Genomic DNA, 18,257 nt, shown 5'->3' on the forward strand with positions numbered 1-18,257 from the left:
CCACCACCGACACGCTTGTGCACGGACCCGACTTCCGCCTCGCGTGGTCGAGCGGCTACGACCTCGGCTGGAAGGCCGCGGCGGTGAACCTCGCCGACATCGCGGCCATGGGCGCTCGACCGACCGCCCTGCTCGTCGCACTGGCCGTGCCGCGTGATCTTCGGCTGTCGTTCGTCGAGCGGCTCGCCGACGGGTTCCGCGACGCCTGTGAGGCGCTGGCTCCCGGCTGCGCCGTCGTGGGCGGAGATCTGACGGTGTCCGACGTGCTGATGATCGCCGTCACGGCACTCGGCGATCTGGAAGGACGCGCCGCCGTCACCAGGGCGGGGGCGCGCCCAGGCGATGTCGTCGCCGTCGCAGGCGAGCTCGGCCACGCCGCGCACGGACTCGCTGTGCTGTTCGGCCGGTTCCGCGACGGTGACACACCCGTCGCGATCGACTCCGCGCGTCTGCAGAGCGGAGAACGCGCCGCCGTGGCGGCGCAGCTGCGCCCCGCTCCGCCGATCGGGCTCGGCGTCATGGCGTCCGTCGCGGGTGCGACGGCCATGATGGACATCTCCGACGGGCTCGCGCTGGATGCGGGGCGACTCGCGAAGGCCTCAGAGGTCACGCTGGACCTATCGCGCGCGGCACTGGGCGAGAACCCGGAACGCGCACTCGCCGGCGGCGAGGATCATGCTTTGCTCGCCACGTTCCCCGCTGACGTCCTCCCGCCGGGGTTCCGGATCATCGGCACAGTGCTCGAGCGGGGCGCGGACGGCGTGCTCTGCGACGGCGCGCCTGTGCCGTCGGGTGGCTGGGACCCCTACCGCGACTGGGATTCGGCTGCCGGCTGAGCCCACCAGACGGCGGTGTCGCCGTAGGACTTCTCACGGAACACCTCGAGCCCGGCCGCGCCGACATCGGGTGGTGTCGCCCTGCGTGCGCGTTCGATCACGACGACGGCGTCGGCGGACAGCAGCGGCGCCAGCGCGATCAGATCGGCGTCCATCGACTGGTCGTCCAGGTCGTACGGCGGGTCGGTGAAGACGAGGTCGTACGGGCCGGTCGCGCGTCTCAGGAAGGCGAGCACCGCGCTCTCGTGCACGCGAGCGGTGGCGTCGCCGAGCGCGGGGGCGACCGTGGCGACGTTGCGACGCACCACGGCGGCGGCCGGACGCGATCGTTCCACGAGATCGAGGTCGGCGGCCCCACGGCTGAGTGCCTCGAGTCCGAGTGCGCCTGAACCGGCGTACAGATCCAGGACTCTGGCGTCGTCGATGACGCCCATCGACTCGAGCGCCCCGAAGAGCGACTCGCGCACGCGATCGCTCGTCGGACGCGTTCCGCTGCCCGGGACGTCCAGGCGCAGCCCGCGCGCCAGTCCGGCGATGATCCTCGTCACCCGAACAGCCTATGGCTGTCAGCGGCGTTCTCTAGACTTCAGACATGGTCTTCTCCCTCGACACGAGTCTCGCCGAGGCGATCGGCCCGGCTTCGGCGAAGAAGGTCGAGCGGGCGTTCGGTATGACGACGGTCGGGGAGATGCTGGGGCATTACCCGCGCCGCTATGCGGATCCGGCCGAGCTCACCCCCATCCGTGATCTGCCGGTCGGGGAGACGGTCACGATCGTCGCCGAAGTGCTCTCCTCATCCGCGCGCGCGATGCGCAATCGCAACGGCGCGATGACCGATGTGATCATCGGCGACGAGCACGGCCGGGTGTCGCTGACGTTCTTCGCGAAGAACATCCAGCAGGCGCAGTGGCGCGCGAACGAGATGCGCCCTGGTCGACGCGGTGTGTTCTCGGGCAAGGTCGGCATGTACAACGAGACGACGCAGTTCGCCCATCCGCAGGTCGAGCTCTTCGACGACGAGGAGAGCGCTCAGGCCCGCGCCGACGACCGCGCGCACCGCCCGATCCCGATCTACCCGGCGACATCCGCCGTCTCCAGTCAGCAGTTCCGAGAGCTCGTCGAGCGGGTGATCCCCGACGTCGGGGACGTACCGGATCCGCTTCCCGAGGATATCCGGATCAGGGAGGGGCTGCTCGACGCGCGTACCGCCCTGGTGCAGCTTCATCGTCCACAGGCGAAGAACGACGTCGATCCCGCCGTTCGCACTCTTCGCATGCACGAGGCGCTCGTGCTGCAGACCGCTCTGCTGCAGCAGCGTGCCGCGGTGCGCGCCCTGAACGCCACACCGCGTGCGGCGAAGCCGGGCGGACTGCTCGAGCGTTTCGACGCGATGCTGCCGTACACGCTCACCGCCGATCAGCAGACGGTCGGTGCGCAGATCGCGACCGATCTCACCGGCGCCTGGCCGATGAACCGTCTCGTGCAGGGCGAGGTCGGCTCCGGAAAGACCCTCGTCGCCCTTCGCGCCATGCTCCAGGTCGCGGAATCCGGTGGACAGGCCGCCCTCATCGCACCGACCGAGGTGCTCGCGTCCCAGCATCTGCGATCGATCACGAAGATGCTCGGGCCCGACCTGGCGCCTCTGCTCATGCCCACCCTGCTCACCGGGCAGATGTCGGCACCAGCGCGGCGCAAGGCCGCGCTGAGGGTCGCCGCAGGTCAGGCTCTCATCGTGGTCGGCACGCACGCCCTGCTGGGGGACAAGACCACCTTCGCCGATCTCGGCCTCGTCGTCGTCGATGAACAGCACCGCTTCGGCGTCGAGCAACGAGAGGCGCTCCGCGCCAAGGGGTCCAGTCCGCACGCGCTCGTGCTCACGGCGACCCCGATTCCCCGCACCGTCGCGATGACGGTGTTCGGCGACCTCGACACATCCGTCATCCGCACCATGCCGGCGGGGCGGGCCGGGATCGAGTCGTTCGTCGCTCCGCTGGCGGAGCATCCGGACTGGTTCCGCCGCGTATGGGACAGGACGGCCGAGGAGATCGCGCTGAAGCGCCAGGTGTTCGCGGTGTGCGCGGCGATCGACACGACGAAGAAGGCCGCAGGCGAGGAAGATCAGGCGGCGCTCGTCCCAACGGAGGAGGGCTCCACCGGGCCGCGGTGGGGCGTGGTGCAGCTGGATGCCGCGCTGGAGACGCATCCGACCGTCGGGAGACTCAGACGCGCCGTGCTGCACGGGAAGATGCCGTCGGAGACCAAGGACGCCGTGATGCAGTCGTTCGCCCGTGGCGAGATCGACCTGCTGATCGCGACGACCGTGATCGAGGTGGGCGTCGATGTGCCCAATGCCTCCACGATGATCGTGCTCGACGCCGACCGGTTCGGGGTCTCGCAGCTGCACCAGCTGCGCGGGCGCGTCGGACGAGGCGATGTGCCGGGGCTGTGCCTGCTCGTCACGGAGGCGGAGGAGGGCTCGTTGGCTCGCGAGCGCGTCGAGGCAGTGGCCGCGACCCTCGACGGCTTCGCCCTCGCTGAGGTCGACCTGGAGCTGCGGGGCGAGGGCGATGTGCTGGGTTCGACGCAATCCGGTGTGCGGTCCTCCCTGAAGCTGCTGCGCGTCGTGAAGGATTCGAAGCTGATCGCGCGTGCGCGCGAGCTCGCCGAGGGGATCCTCGACGCCGACCCGCAGCTCGCTGCGCACGCGGGTCTTCGCGAGGTCATCGCGCGTCGCGTCACAGAAGACGACAGAGCCGCTCTCGCGAAGAACTGAGATCGTTCCGTGTCATAGGCTGGAGGCATGAGCAGCCGGATCGCCGTCGTACCTGGTTCCTTCGATCCGCCCACCCTCGGGCACCTGGATGTGATCCGTCGGGCCGCGAAGCTGTACGACGAGCTGCATGTGCTGGTGGTGCACAATCCCGGTAAAGAGGCGATGCTGCCGATCGCGCAGCGGCTCTCGCTGCTGGAGCAGTCGATCTCGGAAGACGGCATGGGCGGCGAGATCGTCATCGGATCCTGGAGCATGGGTCTCCTCGTCGACTACGCCCGTGACGTCGGAGCGGGAGTGCTCGTGAAGGGCATCCGCTCCCAGATCGACGTCGCCTACGAGTCGCCGATGGCGATCGTGAACCGGCACCTCGCCGACATCGAGACGGTGTTCCTGCTGCCGGACCCCTCGCACGCGATGGTCTCGAGTTCGCTCGTGCGTCAGGTCGCCGGTCTGGGCGGCGACATCACGCCGTTCGTGCCCCGCGCGGTAGCCGCGTTCCTCGACACCGGCGCGCGCGGGCTCTGACGCCCGGCCCCATTCTCAGCATCCGCGGGTAGCATTGAGGACGTGAAGACCCGACTCAACGGCCCATTCGTGGTGCCCGTACGCGACATCGTCCGTCACCCCGGCGAGATGCGGGAGCACCAGTTCTCGGTCGCCCTCAAGGAGCAGTGGGGCGAGGGCATCGTCTCGTACGAAGCCGGCTCCGAGGTCGACATCGAGGTGCGTCTCGAGTCGGTCCACGAGGGCATTCTCGCTTCGGGAACGGTAGATGCCGAGTACAAGGGCGTCTGCGGAAGATGCCTGAAAGACATCTCCGAGCCTGTCGAAGTCGAGTTCCAGGAGCTTTTCGCGTATCCTGGTGATGAAGAAACTGACTTCGAGGTTCAAGACGACCACGTGGATCTTGAAACTCTTGTCAGGGAAGCGGCCGTATTGTCGCTTCCATTTCAGCCGGTGTGTCAGCCGGATTGCCCGGGGCTCGACCCGATAACGGGAGAGCGGCTGACCGAAAGCGCCGGGGTGGAGACAGACGCTCCCATCGATCCTCGGTGGAGTGCGCTCCGACAGATCACAGACCAGGGGAGTGCGGCAGACAGCCGCGGTCCCGAGAACACAGAAGAGAGTTAGCCATGGCCGGTAACCCCCCGAAGCGCAAGGTATCCCGTTCGAACACCCGCTCGCGTCGCGCGCAGTGGAAGGCAGCGCCCATCGCGCTCGTCAAGACCGTCGAGAACGGCAAGACCGTCTACAGCCGTCCGCACCAGGCGAAGGTCGTCACCGACTCGCAGGGCACCGAGCTGTTCATGGAGTACAAGGGCCGCAAGGTCGCCGACGTCTGAACCACGGTCTCGCGATCGTGACAGAGGTCCCAGGGGGGACGGCACCTCTCGCCGAGAAGCTCAGGGTCGATATCGACCCTGAGCTGCTTGCGTTGGCGCTGACCCATCGCTCCTACGCCTACGAACACGGGGCCATCCCGCACAACGAGCGCCTCGAGTTCCTCGGCGACTCGGTGCTCGGACAGGCCGTGACGGTGATGCTCTTCACGACCCATCCGAACCTGGATGAGGGACAGCTCGCCAAGCGGCGCGCGAGTGTGGTCTCCACTGTCGCCCTCGCAGAGGTGGCGCGTGGCATCGGCCTGGGGGAGCACCTCCTCCTCGGCCGCGGTGAAGAGCAGACCGGTGGACGCGACAAGGATTCGATCCTCGCCGACACCATGGAAGCGGTCTTCGGCGCCACGTACCTCTCCGCCGGCCCGGAAGCCGCGACAGAGCTCGTGCTGCGGCTGACGAGGCCGTTGCTCGCCGACCCCGAGCGGTACGGTGCGGCGATGGACCCCAAGACCAGCCTGCAGGAGCTCGCCGCACGCCTCGGTGCGACGCCGCCGAGCTATTCCGTGACCTCCAGCGGTCCGGATCACGATCGTCGATTCACGGCGACAGTGCAGGTGGGCGAGGTGAGCATGACCGGCGACGGCACCAGCAAGAAGACCGCCGAGATGGCGGCGGCGCTCAGCGCCTGGCGCTTCCTCAGCGAGAGTGCCTGAGCTCCCAGAAGTCGAGGTCGTTCGTGCCGGCCTCGCACCGGCCGTTATCGGCGCGACGATCGTCAACGCCGCCGTGCTCGATGAGCGCGCCCTCACCCGGCATCCGGCGGGCGCAGCCGATTTCGTCGCCCGGCTCGAGGGCGCGACCGTCGAAAGTGCGTCGCGCAGAGGGAAGTTCCTCTGGTTGCCGCTCATCGGCGGCACCGCAGCCTTGACCGCGCACCTCGGAATGAGCGGGCAGCTGCTGCTGCGTGCTCCGGATGCGCCGCCCGAGCGCCACGAGCGGATCCGGCTCGGTATTCAGCACCCCCGCCACGGCGAGCTCGCCGTCGTGTTCGCCGATCAGCGCACCTTCGGATCGCTCGCGGTCGACGCGCTCGTCGCCGACGGCGACACGATGATCCCGTCGCAGGTGCGCCACATCGCCAGAGACCCGCTCGACCCGCACTTCGACGACGACGCCTTCATCACGGCAGCGCGTCGGCGCTCCAGCGCGATCAAACGCATCCTGCTCGATCAGACGCTCATCAGCGGTGTGGGCAACATCTACGCGGACGAGGCTCTGTGGGCCGCCCGCATCCATCCGGAGTCCCTCGGACGCCTGCTTTCGGCGCAGGCCGTGCGCAGACTCCTCTCGGAGGTGCGTCTGGTGCTCGAGAAGGCACTGGCCGAGGGCGGGACGAGCTTCGACGCCCAGTACGTCAACGTCAACGGTCAGGCCGGCTACTTCGCCCACTCGCTCAACGCCTACGGGCGAGGCGGGCAGCCATGTCCTCGCTGCGGCGGCGAGATCGTGCGCGAGGCGTTCATGAATCGTTCGAGCCACTACTGCCCGCGCTGCCAGCGTCGGCGCTGACGAGAGCGCCGCGCAGCCGCTCGGCCTCGGCGGCCGTGAGTCCGCCCGACATGAGGTAATCGATCGCCGTGCCGTGTTCGCGCGCGATCCAGTCCAATGCGGCGGTGATCGCGCTCTCCGGCGATCGCGTGGCGAGCGTCTCGAGTCGCGGAGTGAGCGGGATCCCGATCGCGGTGATGAGCGCGGTCAGCTGCTGCGCGAACGGTCCGGCGAGGTTCGCCTCCGTCCGCACGTAGTCCGCGACGATCTCCGACCTCGGCACCCCGGCCACCGCGAGCAGCAGCGCCGCGGCGAGCCCCGTGCGGTCCTTGCCTGCCGTGCAGTGGAACAGAACCGCCGGACGTTCCGATCCTGTCGCGTCGATCACCGCTCTGGCGAGGACTGCGAACTGCGCGGGGCTGCTGGCCAAGATGGCGAGGTAGAGGTCGTCGAGCGTCGGCACCTGGTCCACGATCTCGGTGATCTGCGCGTCGGTGAGCGCCGCAGCGCCGGCGTCGGATGGCAGGAGCTTCTGCACCATCTCGTCCATCGCTCCGCCCTGGATGGAGAGCGCCAGAAGCCGAACGCTTCCATCCGCCGGCAAGATGTCCGCGGCACGCTGACGCTCGCCGTCGGTGCGCAGGTCGACGACCGTCCCGATCCCGAGCTCGGCGAGCTGAAGCAGGCCCTGCTCGGTGAGCGCCGAGAGCGAATCGGAACGGTAGAGGACCGGGGCTGTGACCGCGCCGTCCTCGGTCGGAAGACCCCCGAGCCCACGTGCGTTGAAAGTGATCGGAACGCGTACGGCGGAGGTCATGGGGTCCTTTCCCGGAATCGACATCATCCTAACGATGACGGGTGTCCTGGCGCGGTCCTGGATCCGGGTAGCGTGAACGGATGAAGTGGATCCTCTACGACATCGGCGGCGTCATCGAGCAGGTCGACGACCATTCCTGGCCCGCGGAACTGCGCCTGAGATGGGCCGCAAGGGCGGGGCTGCTGCCGGAGGAGTACGACGAGAGGCTCGATGCAGCCGATCTGCCGGACACCACGGTGAGCACAGGCGTCGCGGCGCCGTACTGGCGGGGCGTCGCAGAGGCTCTGAACCTCGGCGACGACGCGATCGAAGCGATGCGCGCGGAGTTGTGGGACGCGTACTGCGGTGAGGAGAACTCCGAACTGCTCGATCATGCCCGGTCTCTGCGCGGCCGCTGCGGTCTGGCGATCCTCTCCAACTCGGGAGACGGTGCCCGCGAGGAGGAGGAGCGCCGTTTCCGTCTCTCTGAGACCTTCGACCCCATCTGCTACAGCCACGAGCAGGGTGTGCTCAAGCCGCATGCCGGTGCGTTCGAGCTCGCGCTCGAGCGGATGGGCGCGACGGCCGACCGGGTGCTGTTCATAGACGACAACGCTGCGAACATCGACGCCGCGCTGGCTCTCGGCGTCGATGCCCTCCTGCACGAGACCAACGCGACGACGATCGAGGCGATCGAGCGGTTCCTCCTGGAATGAACCCGTGCGTCATCAGGCCGGCTGGAACGCCGTGCCGAGCAGCGGCCGTGTCACGCGCACACCGAACCAGACCAGTGCGATGCCCAGGGCGACCACCGCGGCGATCGTCAGCAGCGACAGCGGTGCGGTGATCACCGTGATGCCGACGAGCGGGAACACCAGGACGGCGGCGCACAGCGCGGAACCGAGGGCCGTGAAGAGGAGCGGGGACATGACAGCGCGCGTCCGCGCCGCGTCGACCGTCGTCATCTGAACTCCCAGGAAGTGCAGACTGCGATGCAGCTCGCGCTGGTCGAGGATGCTGGAGGCCTGGTTCACGCCGATCGAGACCGCGACGATCAGGAACGACCCGACGAGGGTGATGATGAGCCCGGTGCGGATGTCTGCCGCGAGCGCGAGATTCTCCGCGGATTCCGTCGCACTCATCGTGCTCATGAACGCGACTCCCGTGCCGGCGAACACTGCCATGAAGCTCGTCATCGCGATACCGCTCACCTGACGCCACGCAGCCTTCGGCGACTCCAGCACCAGACGCGCAGACAGCAGCCGCTCCGGCTTCTCGGCGCGGCGCAGCCCCTGCTTCGCGTGGACCTTCAGCGCCCATGGGCCGATGAGGTTCAGCACCGCGAGCGCCACGGCGAACATCCCGGCGAGCACCGTGATCGTGATGACGATCCCCGCAGTGCCAGGGAAGACCTGCACGAACACGAACGCGAACGCGATGACCAGCACCGCAAGCAGGGCGCGGACCCAGTGCACGCGCGGCACCGAGGTGCGCATGCGCACCCCCAAGGGCGAGATGACGACCTGGCGCAGGCCGACGACGGCGCTGACCCCCGCCAGGAGGACCACGACCGCGATGACCGCCACGACGCCGAGCGGCGCGAGCAGGATGGATTCCGCGCCGAGCGGCTCGCCCCGGAACGGGATGAGTCCGATCAGCGGAACCACGGCGAGGTGTCCGAGAACCCCGACGAGCGAGCCCGCGGTGGCGACAGCCGTCGACTCGAGCACGGTCGCGGCCGTGACTCCCGCAGGAGACACGCCCAGCAGGCGGAGCGTCGACAGTCTCTCGTCGCGTCTGCGAGCCGACAGCCGAGCGGCGGCGCCGCCCAACGTGGCGAGGGGCACGACGAGCAGGACGAGCGCGATCGCTGCGAGCGCCTGATAGAGCCCGGCATCCGGATCGGTCCAGCTCCAGAACTTCTGCGCGCCGCCCACCACGGTCAGCACGAGCGCCGTCACCATCGCGAACGCGGTCGCGGGCAGCGCGAGCACGGCGCCCTGCCCCGGTGCCGGCCGCAGCAGGAGCGCGAGCACCTGGGCGTTCATGCGGACACCGCCGCGTCGACGATGTGGCCGTCGCGCACGCGCACGGTCCGTGAGCACCTGGCGGCGACCTCGCTGTCGTGGGTGACCACCAGCAGCGTCCGCCCCTGACCGGTCGTCGACCACAGCAGCGCGTTCATCACGTCCGTCGATGTCTGGGAGTCCAGCGCGCCGGTCGGCTCATCCGCGAACACCAGTTCCGCGCCGGTGACCTGCGCGCGGGCGATGGCCACCCGCTGCGCCTGCCCGCCGGAGAGCTCCCCGATGCGGCGCTCCTCCATCCCGCCGAGCCCGAGCGACGCCATCCATCCCGCTGCGTGCTCCATCGCGGCACGGCGGGGCGTGCCGTTGATCATGAGCGCGAGGGAGATGTTCTCGATGGCCGTGAGCTCAGGGATCAGCAGCCCCTGCTGGAACACGAAGCCGAACGACTCCCGACGCAGCCGTGAGCGTTCACGCTCACTGCCTCCCGTGACATCGACGACAGCGCCGGCGGCGGGGGCGTAGGTCACGCGGCCCGCATCGGGCGCGGTGATACCGGCGAGCACGTGCAGGAGGGTCGTCTTGCCGGAGCCGGACGCACCCATGATCGCCACGGATTCACCGCGGGCGCCCGTGAGATCGACGCCCGCGAGGGCGGTGGTGGTGCCGAAGGTCTTGGTCAGTGACTGCGCATGGAGGACGGGAGTGTTCATACGTCCAGCCTCGTCGTCGGCATCCGGCATATCGTCGGTCTGCAGGCGGAAACGGGCGGGGAGAAGATACACCCGAAGGATGATCTTCTCCCGCCGTCGCTCAGTCGAGCTTCTTCTGCCAGGCGGCCGCGTACGAGGCCGGGACGAATCCGATGGCCTCGTTGATGTCGAGCATCGGGCGATTCTCCTCGGCGTTGAAGGTCGAGATCTTCGGCGAATCAGGGGCGATCTCGTGCCAGCGCAGCAGATTCGCGCATTTCACGATCGTTCCGAGACGCTTTCCACGGTGCTCCTTGACGACGAGCGTGCCGAACTGGTGAGTGACACCGGTGCGGTCGGCGCCGATCACCAGCTCGTTGAACGCCACCAGCCGTCCGCTGGGCACGTGCTCGACAGCGGCCACGGCGAGCAGCCGCCCTCCCTCGGCGAACTTCCGGTCGCGGCGCACCACGCGATCGGCGTCCCAGATCTCCTCGTCGATGTCGAGGTCGCCGCTGGGCACGTCGGTCGCCATTCTCGAGATCACGTCGGCGTACCCCGCTCGCAGATGCTCCGGCGTCGGCAGCGTCCAGGAGACGATCCGGTAGTCCGGGCCGGCGAACGCGGATGCTTCGCGCAGGGTCTCCTCGACCCGATCGGACGGCGCGCCCAGGGGGAGGACGCTGTTGCGCTCGACCTGCTCCAGCACGTATCCGTTCGCGGCGAGCAGATCACTGAGAGCGGTCGCGGAGACACGTCCCCAGCCTGTGGCGGGTGTCAGCATCCGCTCGCTCGTGGCGGCTGGATGAAGCGTCCAGGACTGCACGTTCGTGCGTCCGCCTTCACGCGCCGCGCGCTCCACGCGCTCGAGCAGTGCCTGTTCCACTCCGGATCCCCAATGCGGTGGGATCACCAGCACACCGATCTCCGCGGAGTTCGCGTTCTCGTCGTTGGCGGTGGAGAAGTACGCGGCACCGACGATCTCGTCGTCCCTCCGGGCGATGTACCCGTGCTGATGCCGATCGGTCTGATCCCGCCACAATGGAAGGAGCTCCTCGGCCGTCTCCGCGAGGTCGTCGATCCCGGCATCCAGTTCCGCCTGCCGATTCCCGATCTCCACCATCGCGAGGAAGTCGGCGGCCTCCGGTGCGTCGAGTCGCTCGGGCACGACGAGATCGGAGATGACGAGTCCGCTCATGTCAGTTCCTTCTTCCAGGCGCCCTCGTAGGCGATCGGAGAGAACCCGATCGCCTCGTTGATGTCGAGCATGGGCCGGTTCTCCTCCGCGTTGTAGGTGATCGCGTACGACGATTCGGGATGCTGCTCGTGCCAGGTGAGAAGTCCTGCTGTCTTGACGAGCATTCCGAGTCGATGTCCGCGGTGCGACCCCAGCACGAGGGTGTCCTCCTGATTGGTGACTCCAGCGGGATCGCTCCCGATCGAGAGCTCGTTGTAGGCGCACAGCTCCCCGGTGGCGACGTGCTGCGCTGCGGTCACGAGCACCGTCGTGCCGCGCTGGATGTATCGGTCGTCATGGCGCGCGATGCGGTCCGCGTCCCATTTCTCCGCGGGCATGCCGAGCTCCGCATCCGGTACGTCCGTCGACATGTGCTCCTTCATCCACGCGTAACCGGCGACATGCTCACTGGGCGTCGGAAGCATCCATTGGACGATTCGATAGCCGGCCGCCGTCTGCTCAGCGCTCGCTCGCAGGTTGCGGATGCGCCGTACGAGGGCATCCGACCATGTCAGCGTGCTCACCCGTTCGACCTGCTCCAACGAATACCCGTGGCGGAGCAGGAATCGCGCGGCATGATCCTTCGGGATCTCGCCGAAGCCGGTGGGAGACCGAAGGAGCGGCTCGTCCGAGGTCGGGTGCTCCACCCAGGTCAGCAACCGGCGGACGCCGGCAGCACTGGCCGCCGCTTCCAGATGCGGCAGCGCGGCGGTGGCGAGCCCGCGCCCCCAGAACGAGCGGAGCAGGCTGACGATCAGGATCGCCGTCTTCCCGCCGTCGTCGTTCAGGATGGTCAACGGTGCGACGCCGACCATCTCGTCGTCGACGGTGATGAACCACTGCTGCTTGGTCGTGTCCGCGCTGGTGCGCAGTACGGGGAGCAGCTCGTGGGGGGTCATGTCATCGTCGTCGCGACCGGTGACATCTCGGATCGAGCGATTGCGCACCTGCGCGTACTCGATGAGGCGCGACGCGGCGGCATCCGCCCGTGCGGGAAGCACGAGCGGATGCAGCGGCGCGGAGTCTGTCAGTCGGATGTTCATGCTCGTCGTCCTCGTCTGTTGCGTCGATCAGAACAGGTGGCGCTGCACCTGGTAGGCGAGGACTGCCAGCGACTCACGTTCGGTGGCGCTCTTCGTCTCGAACATCCGCATGACCTCCTCATGCGTCAGCGTGCGGGCGGGTGCTCTGCGCGGACGCTGTGTCCTCAGCAGCAGCCAGAGGCCGATGCGGAGGGAGAGCCGGTCGGTGACCGCCAGCTCGGACCTGTCGGTGGGCACGGTGATCTCGAGGATCTCCTGCGCCTGGGGACATGGTGGGTGGGAAGTGCTGCGAAGCAGCGTGTCGTTGCTCACGAGAGTTCTCGTTTCCTGTCGTATTCCTGCGGGGGTCCTCCGACGCCGATGCGTCGGTGGCGCGTGGGCGAGGGCCTCGGAACGGAGACGTCGCCAGGGAGGGCAACGGATCGAGGGGATCGATCGTTGCGTGACGGCGGTCGGGAGGACCGGCGTTTCAGCGGTGGGAACCAGCGGAGAAGGCCCGTGGAGGGCCGGAGTTCTCAGACTGCGGTTCTACGACAGCGCGTGTCGGAGGGCGTCGAACGAAGAGGACGCGTGATCCGCGACACGTGTCGCGCCGAGCGTGCAGCCGGCTGCGTTATCAAACGTGGTGATCATGAGCGTCCTCCTTTCGTGAGCGATCCGGTTTGTCAAGTTACTGGGTGAAAGGTGTGAACGTCAAGCATCGACGTCGTCATCGGCGTGTCGCGTCGTGCGCCGATCGCTGCGCATGCCGCGCGGGATGCCGGATTCCCGCCGTCATTTCGGTAGCGTTGAGCCGTGATTCTCCCCGGACGAGCGGTGCCCGCATGCATCTGAAGAGCCTGACCCTCAAGGGCTTCAAGTCGTTCGCGCAACCCACGAGCTTCGTCTTCGAACCCGGAGTGACATGCATCGTCGGGCCGAACGGCTCCGGCAAGTCGAACGTCGTGGACGGCCTCGCCTGGGTGATGGGCGAGCAGGGCGCCAAGACGCTGCGCGGCGGGAAGATGGAGGACGTCATCTTCGCCGGGACCTCGACACGTGGGCCGCTGGGCCGCGCCGAGGTGCAGCTGACGATCGACAACAGCGACGGAGCCCTGCCGATCGAGTTCGCCGAGGTCACGATCAGCCGCACGCTGTTCCGCAACGGATCCAGCGAGTACGCGATCAACGGATCCAGCTGTCGCCTGCTCGACGTTCAGGAGCTGCTCAGCGATTCCGGCCTCGGCCGTGAGATGCATGTCATCGTCGGGCAGGGACGCCTCGACACCGTGCTCCAGGCGTCGCCCGAGGACCGGCGCGGCTTCATCGAAGAGGCTGCCGGCATCCTCAAGCACCGTCGTCGCAAGGAGAAGACCCTCCGCAAGCTCGATGCGATGGAGACCAACCTCACACGGCTCAGCGATCTCGCCGGTGAGATCCGTCGTCAGCTCAAGCCGCTGGGGCGGCAGGCCGAGATCGCGCGCGAGGCGCAGACCATCGCGGCCGTCGTGCGCGACGCCAAGGCGCGCATCTTCGCCGATGACGTGGTGGCACTGCGCACCGCCCTGGCAGATCACACGCGCACCGAACAGGAGCGTCACACCGAACGGCTGGTGCTTACCGATCAGGCCGACACCGTGCGGGCCGGCATCGCGAAGCTCGAGGCGGATCAGAACTCCGCCGGCGTCGATGAGGCGCGTCGGGTGACCTTCGGGCTGGAGCAGGCGCAGGAGCGCGTGCGCTCGCTCTACACGCTGGCGAACCAGCGCCTCGCCCTGCTCGGCTCGGAGGAGGACGACGCGGCCGTGACCTCGGTGACGGTCACCCAGGCGACGATCGACGAGGCCAAGGAGGAGATCACCCAGGTCTCGGCCGGGCTCGGGGATGCTCAGGATGCCGCGGTCGCGGCGAGCCGCGAGGTCGTGGATGCGCGCGCCGAGCTCGACACCCTCGACGTCGACATCGCCGAGCAGAGCGCACTCGTGTCGCAGCACGACATGCGACTGACGGCGCTGCGGGGAACCGCGGAGGCCGCGGCATCCGCTCTCGCCGCCGTCCGCGCCGCCGTCCTGCGCCAGGAGACCGCACTCGAGGCCGCGAACGAGCGGAGGCGCGAAGCCGCCGATGCGCTCGAACAGGTCGATGACGCCGAAGCGCCAGAGGGCACGGCGGCGGAGCACGCCGCGGCGTACGAGACCGCGCAGCGAGAGGCCACGGCTGCGGAGGGCGAGCTCGAGGGGCTGCGTGAGCGACTGCACTCGGCGGAGCGCGAGGCGGAGTCGCTGACGGCCAAGGCCGCCGCGCTGAGCAGTGCGCTGTCGCTGTCGGGCGGCGCCGCCGAGGTCGTGAAAGCCGGTGGTGCAGGAGTGCGAGGTCTCGTCGGCGACGCGGTGCAGGTCACGGCCGGCTACGAAGCTGCCATCGCCGCTGTACTGGGTCCGCTCGCCGAAGGCGTGCTGGTCGACGACGCGGCTGCCGCTTTCTCCTTGGCCGAGGAGTCGGCTCGACAGCAGCGGGGCATCATCGACTTCGTCCTGGCCGATGCGCCCAGGCCCGCCCCCGACGTTCCCTCGATCGACGGCGTGACACGTGCATCCGAGGTCGTGACGGCGCCGGATGGCGTGCTCGGCGTGCTCGCGCACGTGCTCATCGCAGACGATCTCACCGCGGCGCGCCATGCGCGAGCCGCCCTGGACGCTCTCGGTGATGCGGCCGTGACCATTGTCACGACCGGCGGAGACGTGGTCACCGCGCAGACGCTGCGCACCGGCTCGGGCGGCGAGCGCTCGCGCCTCGAGCTCACCGCGGAACGCGACGCCGCGCAGGAACGGCTCTCCGAGGTGCGCGTGATCGTGGACTCGCTGCGCGAGGCGCGCGAAGAGGCAACGGAGCGCGTGGAGGTCACGCGGCGGCAGGCGAAGGATTCGCTGCGGGCGCTGCGCGAGCACGACGCCGCGCTGGCCACGCACGCCGAGCAGTTGAACCGCGTCACGGTGAGGCATGAATCGGCCGTGGCCGAGTGCGAGCGGCTCGAGGCCGGCGTCGCGCAGGCCCAAGCAGCGGTGGCGGATGCCGAAGCAGCTTCGACGGCGGCGACGACCGCCCTCGAAGAAGCTCAGGCGACACCTCGGCCCGTGCTGGATGCGTCGGCGCGTGACGGACTCCTCGAGGCGCTCGAGAGCGCACGCGAGGGCGAGGTCAGGGCGCGTCTGGAGATCGAGACGCTGAGGGAGAGGGTCCGCGCCGCGCAGGCGAGAGTCGCGAGCCTTGAACGTCAGCGCGAGCAGGAACGCGATGCAGCCGCCGAGGCAGCACGCCGTGCCGTGATCCGTCGTGCGCAGCGCGAAGCGGCGGCCGCGGTCGCCGCGGAGCTTCCGCGCATCCTCGACTCGCTGGATCGCTCGGTGACGGAGGCTCGGGTCGGATTGACCGAAGCGGAGAACGCCAGGTCCGCGCAGAACGAGGAGCTCACGGCTCTCCGCGTGCAGGAGAACTCGCTACGCGAACGCCTTGCAGGGCTCACCGAGAGCGTGCACGGCCTCGAGCTGCAGATCCACGAGAAGAAGCTGCACCTGACGAGCCTGCTGGAGCGAGTGGCATCCGAGCTCGCGCTCGACGAAGATATTCTCGTTGCGGAATATGGTCCCGATCAGCCGGTGCCGCGCGATCCGCTGGCAGAGATTGACCCGGATGCGATCGACGAGATCGACCCGACCGCCATCCCTTACGACCGGCGGATGCAGGAGCGGCGCCTGTCGGAGGCGCAGCGCAAGCTCGGTCAACTGGGCCGCGTGAATCCGCTCGCCCTGGAGGAGTTCGCTGCGCTCGAGCAGCGGCATGCGTTCCTCACCGAGCAGCTCGCCGACCTCACCCAGACCAGGCAGGATCTGCTGACGATCATCGCCGACCTCGACGAACGGATGCAGACGATCTTCGCCAGCGCCTTCGAGGACACCCAGCGCGCGTTCGGCGAGGTCTTCCCCCTGCTCTTCCCCGGCGGGTCGGGCAGCATCTCGCTGACCGACCCGGAGAACATGCTCACGACGGGAATCGAGGTCGCGGTGAGGCCGGTGGGGAAGAAGATCGAGCGGCTCTCCCTGCTCTCGGGCGGCGAGCGGTCCCTGGCCGCCGTCGCGCTGCTCGTGGCGATCTTCAAGGCGAGGCCGAGCCCGTTCTACATCCTCGACGAGGTCGAGGCGGCGCTCGACGACGCGAACCTCGGCCGGTTGCTCACGGTGTTCGAGCAGCTCCGCGAGAGTTCGCAGCTGCTGGTCATCACCCACCAGAAGCGCACGATGGAGATCGCGGATGCGCTCTACGGCGTGTCGATGCGACAGGACGGCGTGTCGGCCGTGGTCGGTCAGCGTGTGGGGGACAGGGCCGCCGCGGCGAGTTGAGTCCGGCCGTGCACAGTTTCGGATCCTCGGCGCGACGCGCCGGTGCACTCGGCGATCCCCGGCGCGTCGCCGCGCTCATCCGAATTCGTGCTCAGCGTTCGGCGCCGACGGAGCGCAGGAACTCCTCGACGGCGGTGGCGAAGCCGGGTAGATCCTGCGGACGGCGGGCGGCGCCATCCCGGATGATGTGACGGGCGCCGTGCCGGGTGAGCACACCGGCGATCGTCTCGTACTCGTCGTTCCAGCCACCGGTGACGACGAGGGTCGGGATGCCGGTGATCATGCCGCTTCTGACACCGTGGCCCCACGGCACATTGCTCGAGGCCCATCGCTCCGCTGCTGCGCGTTCCGCGTCCCATCGGTCGACGTCGAACGCTTCGCCGAACATGAGCGGACGGAAGATCACCCAGAATCCGTGCAGTTCGCCCTCGGCGGCTTGCGCTCGTGCCTCGGTGACGATCGCGATGTGCCGTTCGATCGCGTGCTCGCCGCGAGCGATGTCGTACAGCGCCGGCTCGACGAGAACCAGACCCGCCACGTCGAGGCGACCGGATGCCGCGGCGAGTACGGCGGGCACCGCAGTCCCCATCCGCGGCATCCGACGCCGGCCACGCCTCGGTGCCGCGTCGCCCTGCGCTGTGGATGAACACGCGCCGCGACGCTGGGAGCTGCTGCATCCCGCGATGCTACCGGCACCGTAGGCTGGACGCATGGCGGAGAAGTCCTGGTCCCTCGGTCGCGCACTGCGCGGCATGTTCGTCAAGCCCACGATCGACGAGACGACGTGGGACGACCTCGAGACGGCGCTGATCACGGCGGACTTCGGACCCGACATCTCCGAGCGGATCGTGGACGAACTGCGCGACAAGGTCGCCCGCTACCGCACCACCGACCCCAAGGATCTGCAGCGCATGCTGCGCGAGACGCTCGAAGAGCACTTCGCGAAGTTCGACACGACGCTCAAGCTCACCGAACGTCCTGCAGTCGTGCTCGTGGTCGGCGTCAACGGTGTCGGCAAGACCACGACGATCGGCAAGTTCACGAAGTTCCTGCGCGGATACCAGCGCAGCGTCGTCGTCGGCGCGGCCGACACGTTCCGCGCGGCCGCCGTCGACCAGCTCGCGACGTGGGCCCAACGCGGGGGAGCGGCGATCGTCCGGCCACAGCAGGAGGGCCAGGATCCGGCATCCGTCGCCTACCAGACCATCGAGTACGCCCAGCGCGAGGGCATCGAGATCGCGATCATCGACACCGCCGGCCGTCTGCACACCAAGGGCGGACTCATGGACGAGCTTTCGAAGATCCGCCGCGTGATCGAGAAGCAGGCGCCGATCAGCGAGGTGCTCCTCGTGCTCGACGCGACCACGGGGCAGAACGGTGTCATGCAGGCCGAGGCGTTCCTCGAGCACGCCGGCGTCACGGGACTCGTGCTCACGAAGCTCGACGGTTCGGCGAAGGGCGGCTTCGTGCTCGCCGTGCAGGAGCGCACCGGCATCCCGGTCAAGCTGCTCGGCCAGGGCGAGGGGATCGACGACCTCACCGGCTTCACACCGCACGTCTTCGTGGCATCCCTTGTCGGTCAGTGATGG

Annotated in this window: 18 protein-coding genes; 10 read left to right on the top strand and 8 right to left on the bottom strand. The window is 68.6% G+C overall.

Features of this window, described 5'->3' with window-relative positions:
- On the top strand, positions 1 to 836 hold an 836-nt coding region (thiL, locus tag ACNPNP_RS07540; protein WP_448965436.1), incomplete at its 5' end, for a thiamine-phosphate kinase.
- Here thiL and rsmD read toward each other — a convergent pair.
- Positions 806 to 1,384: a 16S rRNA (guanine(966)-N(2))-methyltransferase RsmD gene (gene rsmD / locus ACNPNP_RS07545; protein ID WP_448965437.1), complete on the bottom strand. Its 579-nt coding sequence runs from the start codon at positions 1,382 to 1,384 to the stop codon at positions 806 to 808. The genes thiL and rsmD overlap by 31 nt on opposite strands.
- A gap of 44 nt (positions 1,385 to 1,428) precedes the next feature.
- On the opposite strand from rsmD, the gene ACNPNP_RS07550 reads away from it, so the two are divergent.
- The 6 genes from ACNPNP_RS07550 (at position 1,429) to mutM (ending at position 6,518) form a co-directional block, all read left to right on the top strand.
- Positions 1,429 to 3,609 (top strand): ATP-dependent DNA helicase RecG, encoded by a 2,181-nt coding sequence (locus tag ACNPNP_RS07550; RefSeq protein ID WP_448965438.1) that lies wholly within the window; start codon positions 1,429 to 1,431, stop codon positions 3,607 to 3,609.
- 27 nt (positions 3,610 to 3,636) lie between these two features.
- Positions 3,637 to 4,134, top strand: coding sequence for a pantetheine-phosphate adenylyltransferase (coaD, locus tag ACNPNP_RS07555; protein WP_448965439.1), 498 nt, complete (start codon positions 3,637 to 3,639; stop codon positions 4,132 to 4,134).
- Positions 4,135 to 4,242: 108 nt separating this feature from the next.
- Positions 4,243 to 4,740: a YceD family protein gene (locus ACNPNP_RS07560; protein WP_448966142.1), complete on the top strand. Its 498-nt coding sequence runs from the start codon at positions 4,243 to 4,245 to the stop codon at positions 4,738 to 4,740.
- Positions 4,741 to 4,742: 2 nt separating this feature from the next.
- Positions 4,743 to 4,952 (top strand): 50S ribosomal protein L32, encoded by a 210-nt coding sequence (gene rpmF / locus ACNPNP_RS07565; protein WP_033104540.1) that lies wholly within the window; start codon positions 4,743 to 4,745, stop codon positions 4,950 to 4,952.
- 17 nt (positions 4,953 to 4,969) lie between these two features.
- A complete protein-coding gene (gene rnc, locus ACNPNP_RS07570) occupies positions 4,970 to 5,662 on the top strand; it encodes a ribonuclease III (RefSeq protein ID WP_448965440.1) in 693 nt (230 codons plus the stop codon).
- The gene (gene mutM / locus ACNPNP_RS07575) at positions 5,655 to 6,518 is read left to right on the top strand and encodes a bifunctional DNA-formamidopyrimidine glycosylase/DNA-(apurinic or apyrimidinic site) lyase (RefSeq protein ID WP_448965441.1); all 864 of its coding nucleotides are present in this window, start codon (positions 5,655 to 5,657) and stop codon (positions 6,516 to 6,518) included. Before rnc ends, mutM begins: the two co-directional genes overlap by 8 nt.
- On the opposite strand, the gene ACNPNP_RS07580 is transcribed toward mutM, so the two are convergent.
- Positions 6,469 to 7,314 (bottom strand): tyrosine-protein phosphatase, encoded by an 846-nt coding sequence (locus ACNPNP_RS07580; protein WP_448965442.1) that lies wholly within the window; start codon positions 7,312 to 7,314, stop codon positions 6,469 to 6,471. The two genes, mutM and ACNPNP_RS07580, sit on opposite strands and share 50 nt — an antisense overlap.
- A gap of 80 nt (positions 7,315 to 7,394) precedes the next feature.
- Between ACNPNP_RS07580 and ACNPNP_RS07585 the strand changes: the two genes are divergently transcribed.
- Positions 7,395 to 8,009, top strand: coding sequence for an HAD family hydrolase (locus ACNPNP_RS07585; protein ID WP_448965443.1), 615 nt, complete (start codon positions 7,395 to 7,397; stop codon positions 8,007 to 8,009).
- A gap of 12 nt (positions 8,010 to 8,021) precedes the next feature.
- Here ACNPNP_RS07585 and ACNPNP_RS07590 read toward each other — a convergent pair whose 3' ends face one another.
- From ACNPNP_RS07590 to ACNPNP_RS07610, 5 genes are all read right to left on the bottom strand, one after another.
- The gene (locus ACNPNP_RS07590) at positions 8,022 to 9,341 is read right to left on the bottom strand and encodes a permease (protein WP_448965444.1); all 1,320 of its coding nucleotides are present in this window, start codon (positions 9,339 to 9,341) and stop codon (positions 8,022 to 8,024) included.
- Positions 9,338 to 10,033 (bottom strand): ABC transporter ATP-binding protein, encoded by a 696-nt coding sequence (locus ACNPNP_RS07595; protein ID WP_448965445.1) that lies wholly within the window; start codon positions 10,031 to 10,033, stop codon positions 9,338 to 9,340. The genes ACNPNP_RS07590 and ACNPNP_RS07595 overlap by 4 nt, the downstream gene beginning before the upstream one ends.
- A gap of 100 nt (positions 10,034 to 10,133) precedes the next feature.
- Positions 10,134 to 11,210 (bottom strand): GNAT family N-acetyltransferase, encoded by a 1,077-nt coding sequence (locus ACNPNP_RS07600; protein ID WP_448965446.1) that lies wholly within the window; start codon positions 11,208 to 11,210, stop codon positions 10,134 to 10,136.
- Positions 11,207 to 12,292: a GNAT family N-acetyltransferase gene (locus ACNPNP_RS07605; protein ID WP_448965447.1), complete on the bottom strand. Its 1,086-nt coding sequence runs from the start codon at positions 12,290 to 12,292 to the stop codon at positions 11,207 to 11,209. Before ACNPNP_RS07605 ends, ACNPNP_RS07600 begins: the two co-directional genes overlap by 4 nt.
- A gap of 27 nt (positions 12,293 to 12,319) precedes the next feature.
- A complete protein-coding gene (locus ACNPNP_RS07610) occupies positions 12,320 to 12,604 on the bottom strand; it encodes a hypothetical protein (protein ID WP_448965448.1) in 285 nt (94 codons plus the stop codon).
- Between the two features lie 512 nt (positions 12,605 to 13,116).
- Between ACNPNP_RS07610 and smc the strand changes: the two genes are divergently transcribed.
- Positions 13,117 to 16,668, top strand: coding sequence for a chromosome segregation protein SMC (gene smc, locus ACNPNP_RS07615; RefSeq protein WP_448965449.1), 3,552 nt, complete (start codon positions 13,117 to 13,119; stop codon positions 16,666 to 16,668).
- Between the two features lie 91 nt (positions 16,669 to 16,759).
- Here the strand turns inward: smc and ACNPNP_RS07620 are convergent, their stop codons facing one another.
- On the bottom strand, positions 16,760 to 17,257 hold the full coding sequence (locus ACNPNP_RS07620) for a hypothetical protein (protein WP_448965450.1): 498 nt from the start codon (positions 17,255 to 17,257) through the stop codon (positions 16,760 to 16,762).
- 121 nt (positions 17,258 to 17,378) lie between these two features.
- Between ACNPNP_RS07620 and ftsY the strand changes: the two genes are divergently transcribed.
- Positions 17,379 to 18,254: a signal recognition particle-docking protein FtsY gene (gene ftsY / locus ACNPNP_RS07625; protein ID WP_448965451.1), complete on the top strand. Its 876-nt coding sequence runs from the start codon at positions 17,379 to 17,381 to the stop codon at positions 18,252 to 18,254.
- Positions 18,255 to 18,257 lie beyond the last annotated feature (3 nt).

This window comes from Microbacterium xerophyticum, from assembly GCF_053543555.1.

What these genes read in the sequence shown, in the direction of transcription:
- ACNPNP_RS07550 (WP_448965438.1), top strand. Translation starts at nt 1,429, where the DNA reads ATGGTCTTCTCCCTCGACACGAGTCTCGCCGAGGCGATCGGCCCGGCT.
- coaD (WP_448965439.1), top strand. Translation starts at nt 3,637, where the DNA reads ATGAGCAGCCGGATCGCCGTCGTACCTGGTTCCTTCGATCCGCCCACC.
- ACNPNP_RS07560 (WP_448966142.1), top strand. Translation starts at nt 4,243, where the DNA reads ATGCGGGAGCACCAGTTCTCGGTCGCCCTCAAGGAGCAGTGGGGCGAG.
- rpmF (WP_033104540.1), top strand. Translation starts at nt 4,743, where the DNA reads ATGGCCGGTAACCCCCCGAAGCGCAAGGTATCCCGTTCGAACACCCGC.
- ACNPNP_RS07580 (WP_448965442.1), bottom strand. Translation starts at nt 7,314, where the DNA reads ATGACCTCCGCCGTACGCGTTCCGATCACTTTCAACGCACGTGGGCTC.
- ACNPNP_RS07585 (WP_448965443.1), top strand. Translation starts at nt 7,395, where the DNA reads ATGAAGTGGATCCTCTACGACATCGGCGGCGTCATCGAGCAGGTCGAC.
- ACNPNP_RS07590 (WP_448965444.1), bottom strand. Translation starts at nt 9,341, where the DNA reads ATGAACGCCCAGGTGCTCGCGCTCCTGCTGCGGCCGGCACCGGGGCAG.
- ACNPNP_RS07595 (WP_448965445.1), bottom strand. Translation starts at nt 10,033, where the DNA reads ATGAACACTCCCGTCCTCCATGCGCAGTCACTGACCAAGACCTTCGGC.
- ACNPNP_RS07600 (WP_448965446.1), bottom strand. Translation starts at nt 11,210, where the DNA reads ATGAGCGGACTCGTCATCTCCGATCTCGTCGTGCCCGAGCGACTCGAC.
- ACNPNP_RS07605 (WP_448965447.1), bottom strand. Translation starts at nt 12,292, where the DNA reads ATGAACATCCGACTGACAGACTCCGCGCCGCTGCATCCGCTCGTGCTT.
- smc (WP_448965449.1), top strand. Translation starts at nt 13,117, where the DNA reads ATGCATCTGAAGAGCCTGACCCTCAAGGGCTTCAAGTCGTTCGCGCAA.
- ACNPNP_RS07620 (WP_448965450.1), bottom strand. Translation starts at nt 17,257, where the DNA reads ATGGGGACTGCGGTGCCCGCCGTACTCGCCGCGGCATCCGGTCGCCTC.
- ftsY (WP_448965451.1), top strand. Translation starts at nt 17,379, where the DNA reads ATGGCGGAGAAGTCCTGGTCCCTCGGTCGCGCACTGCGCGGCATGTTC.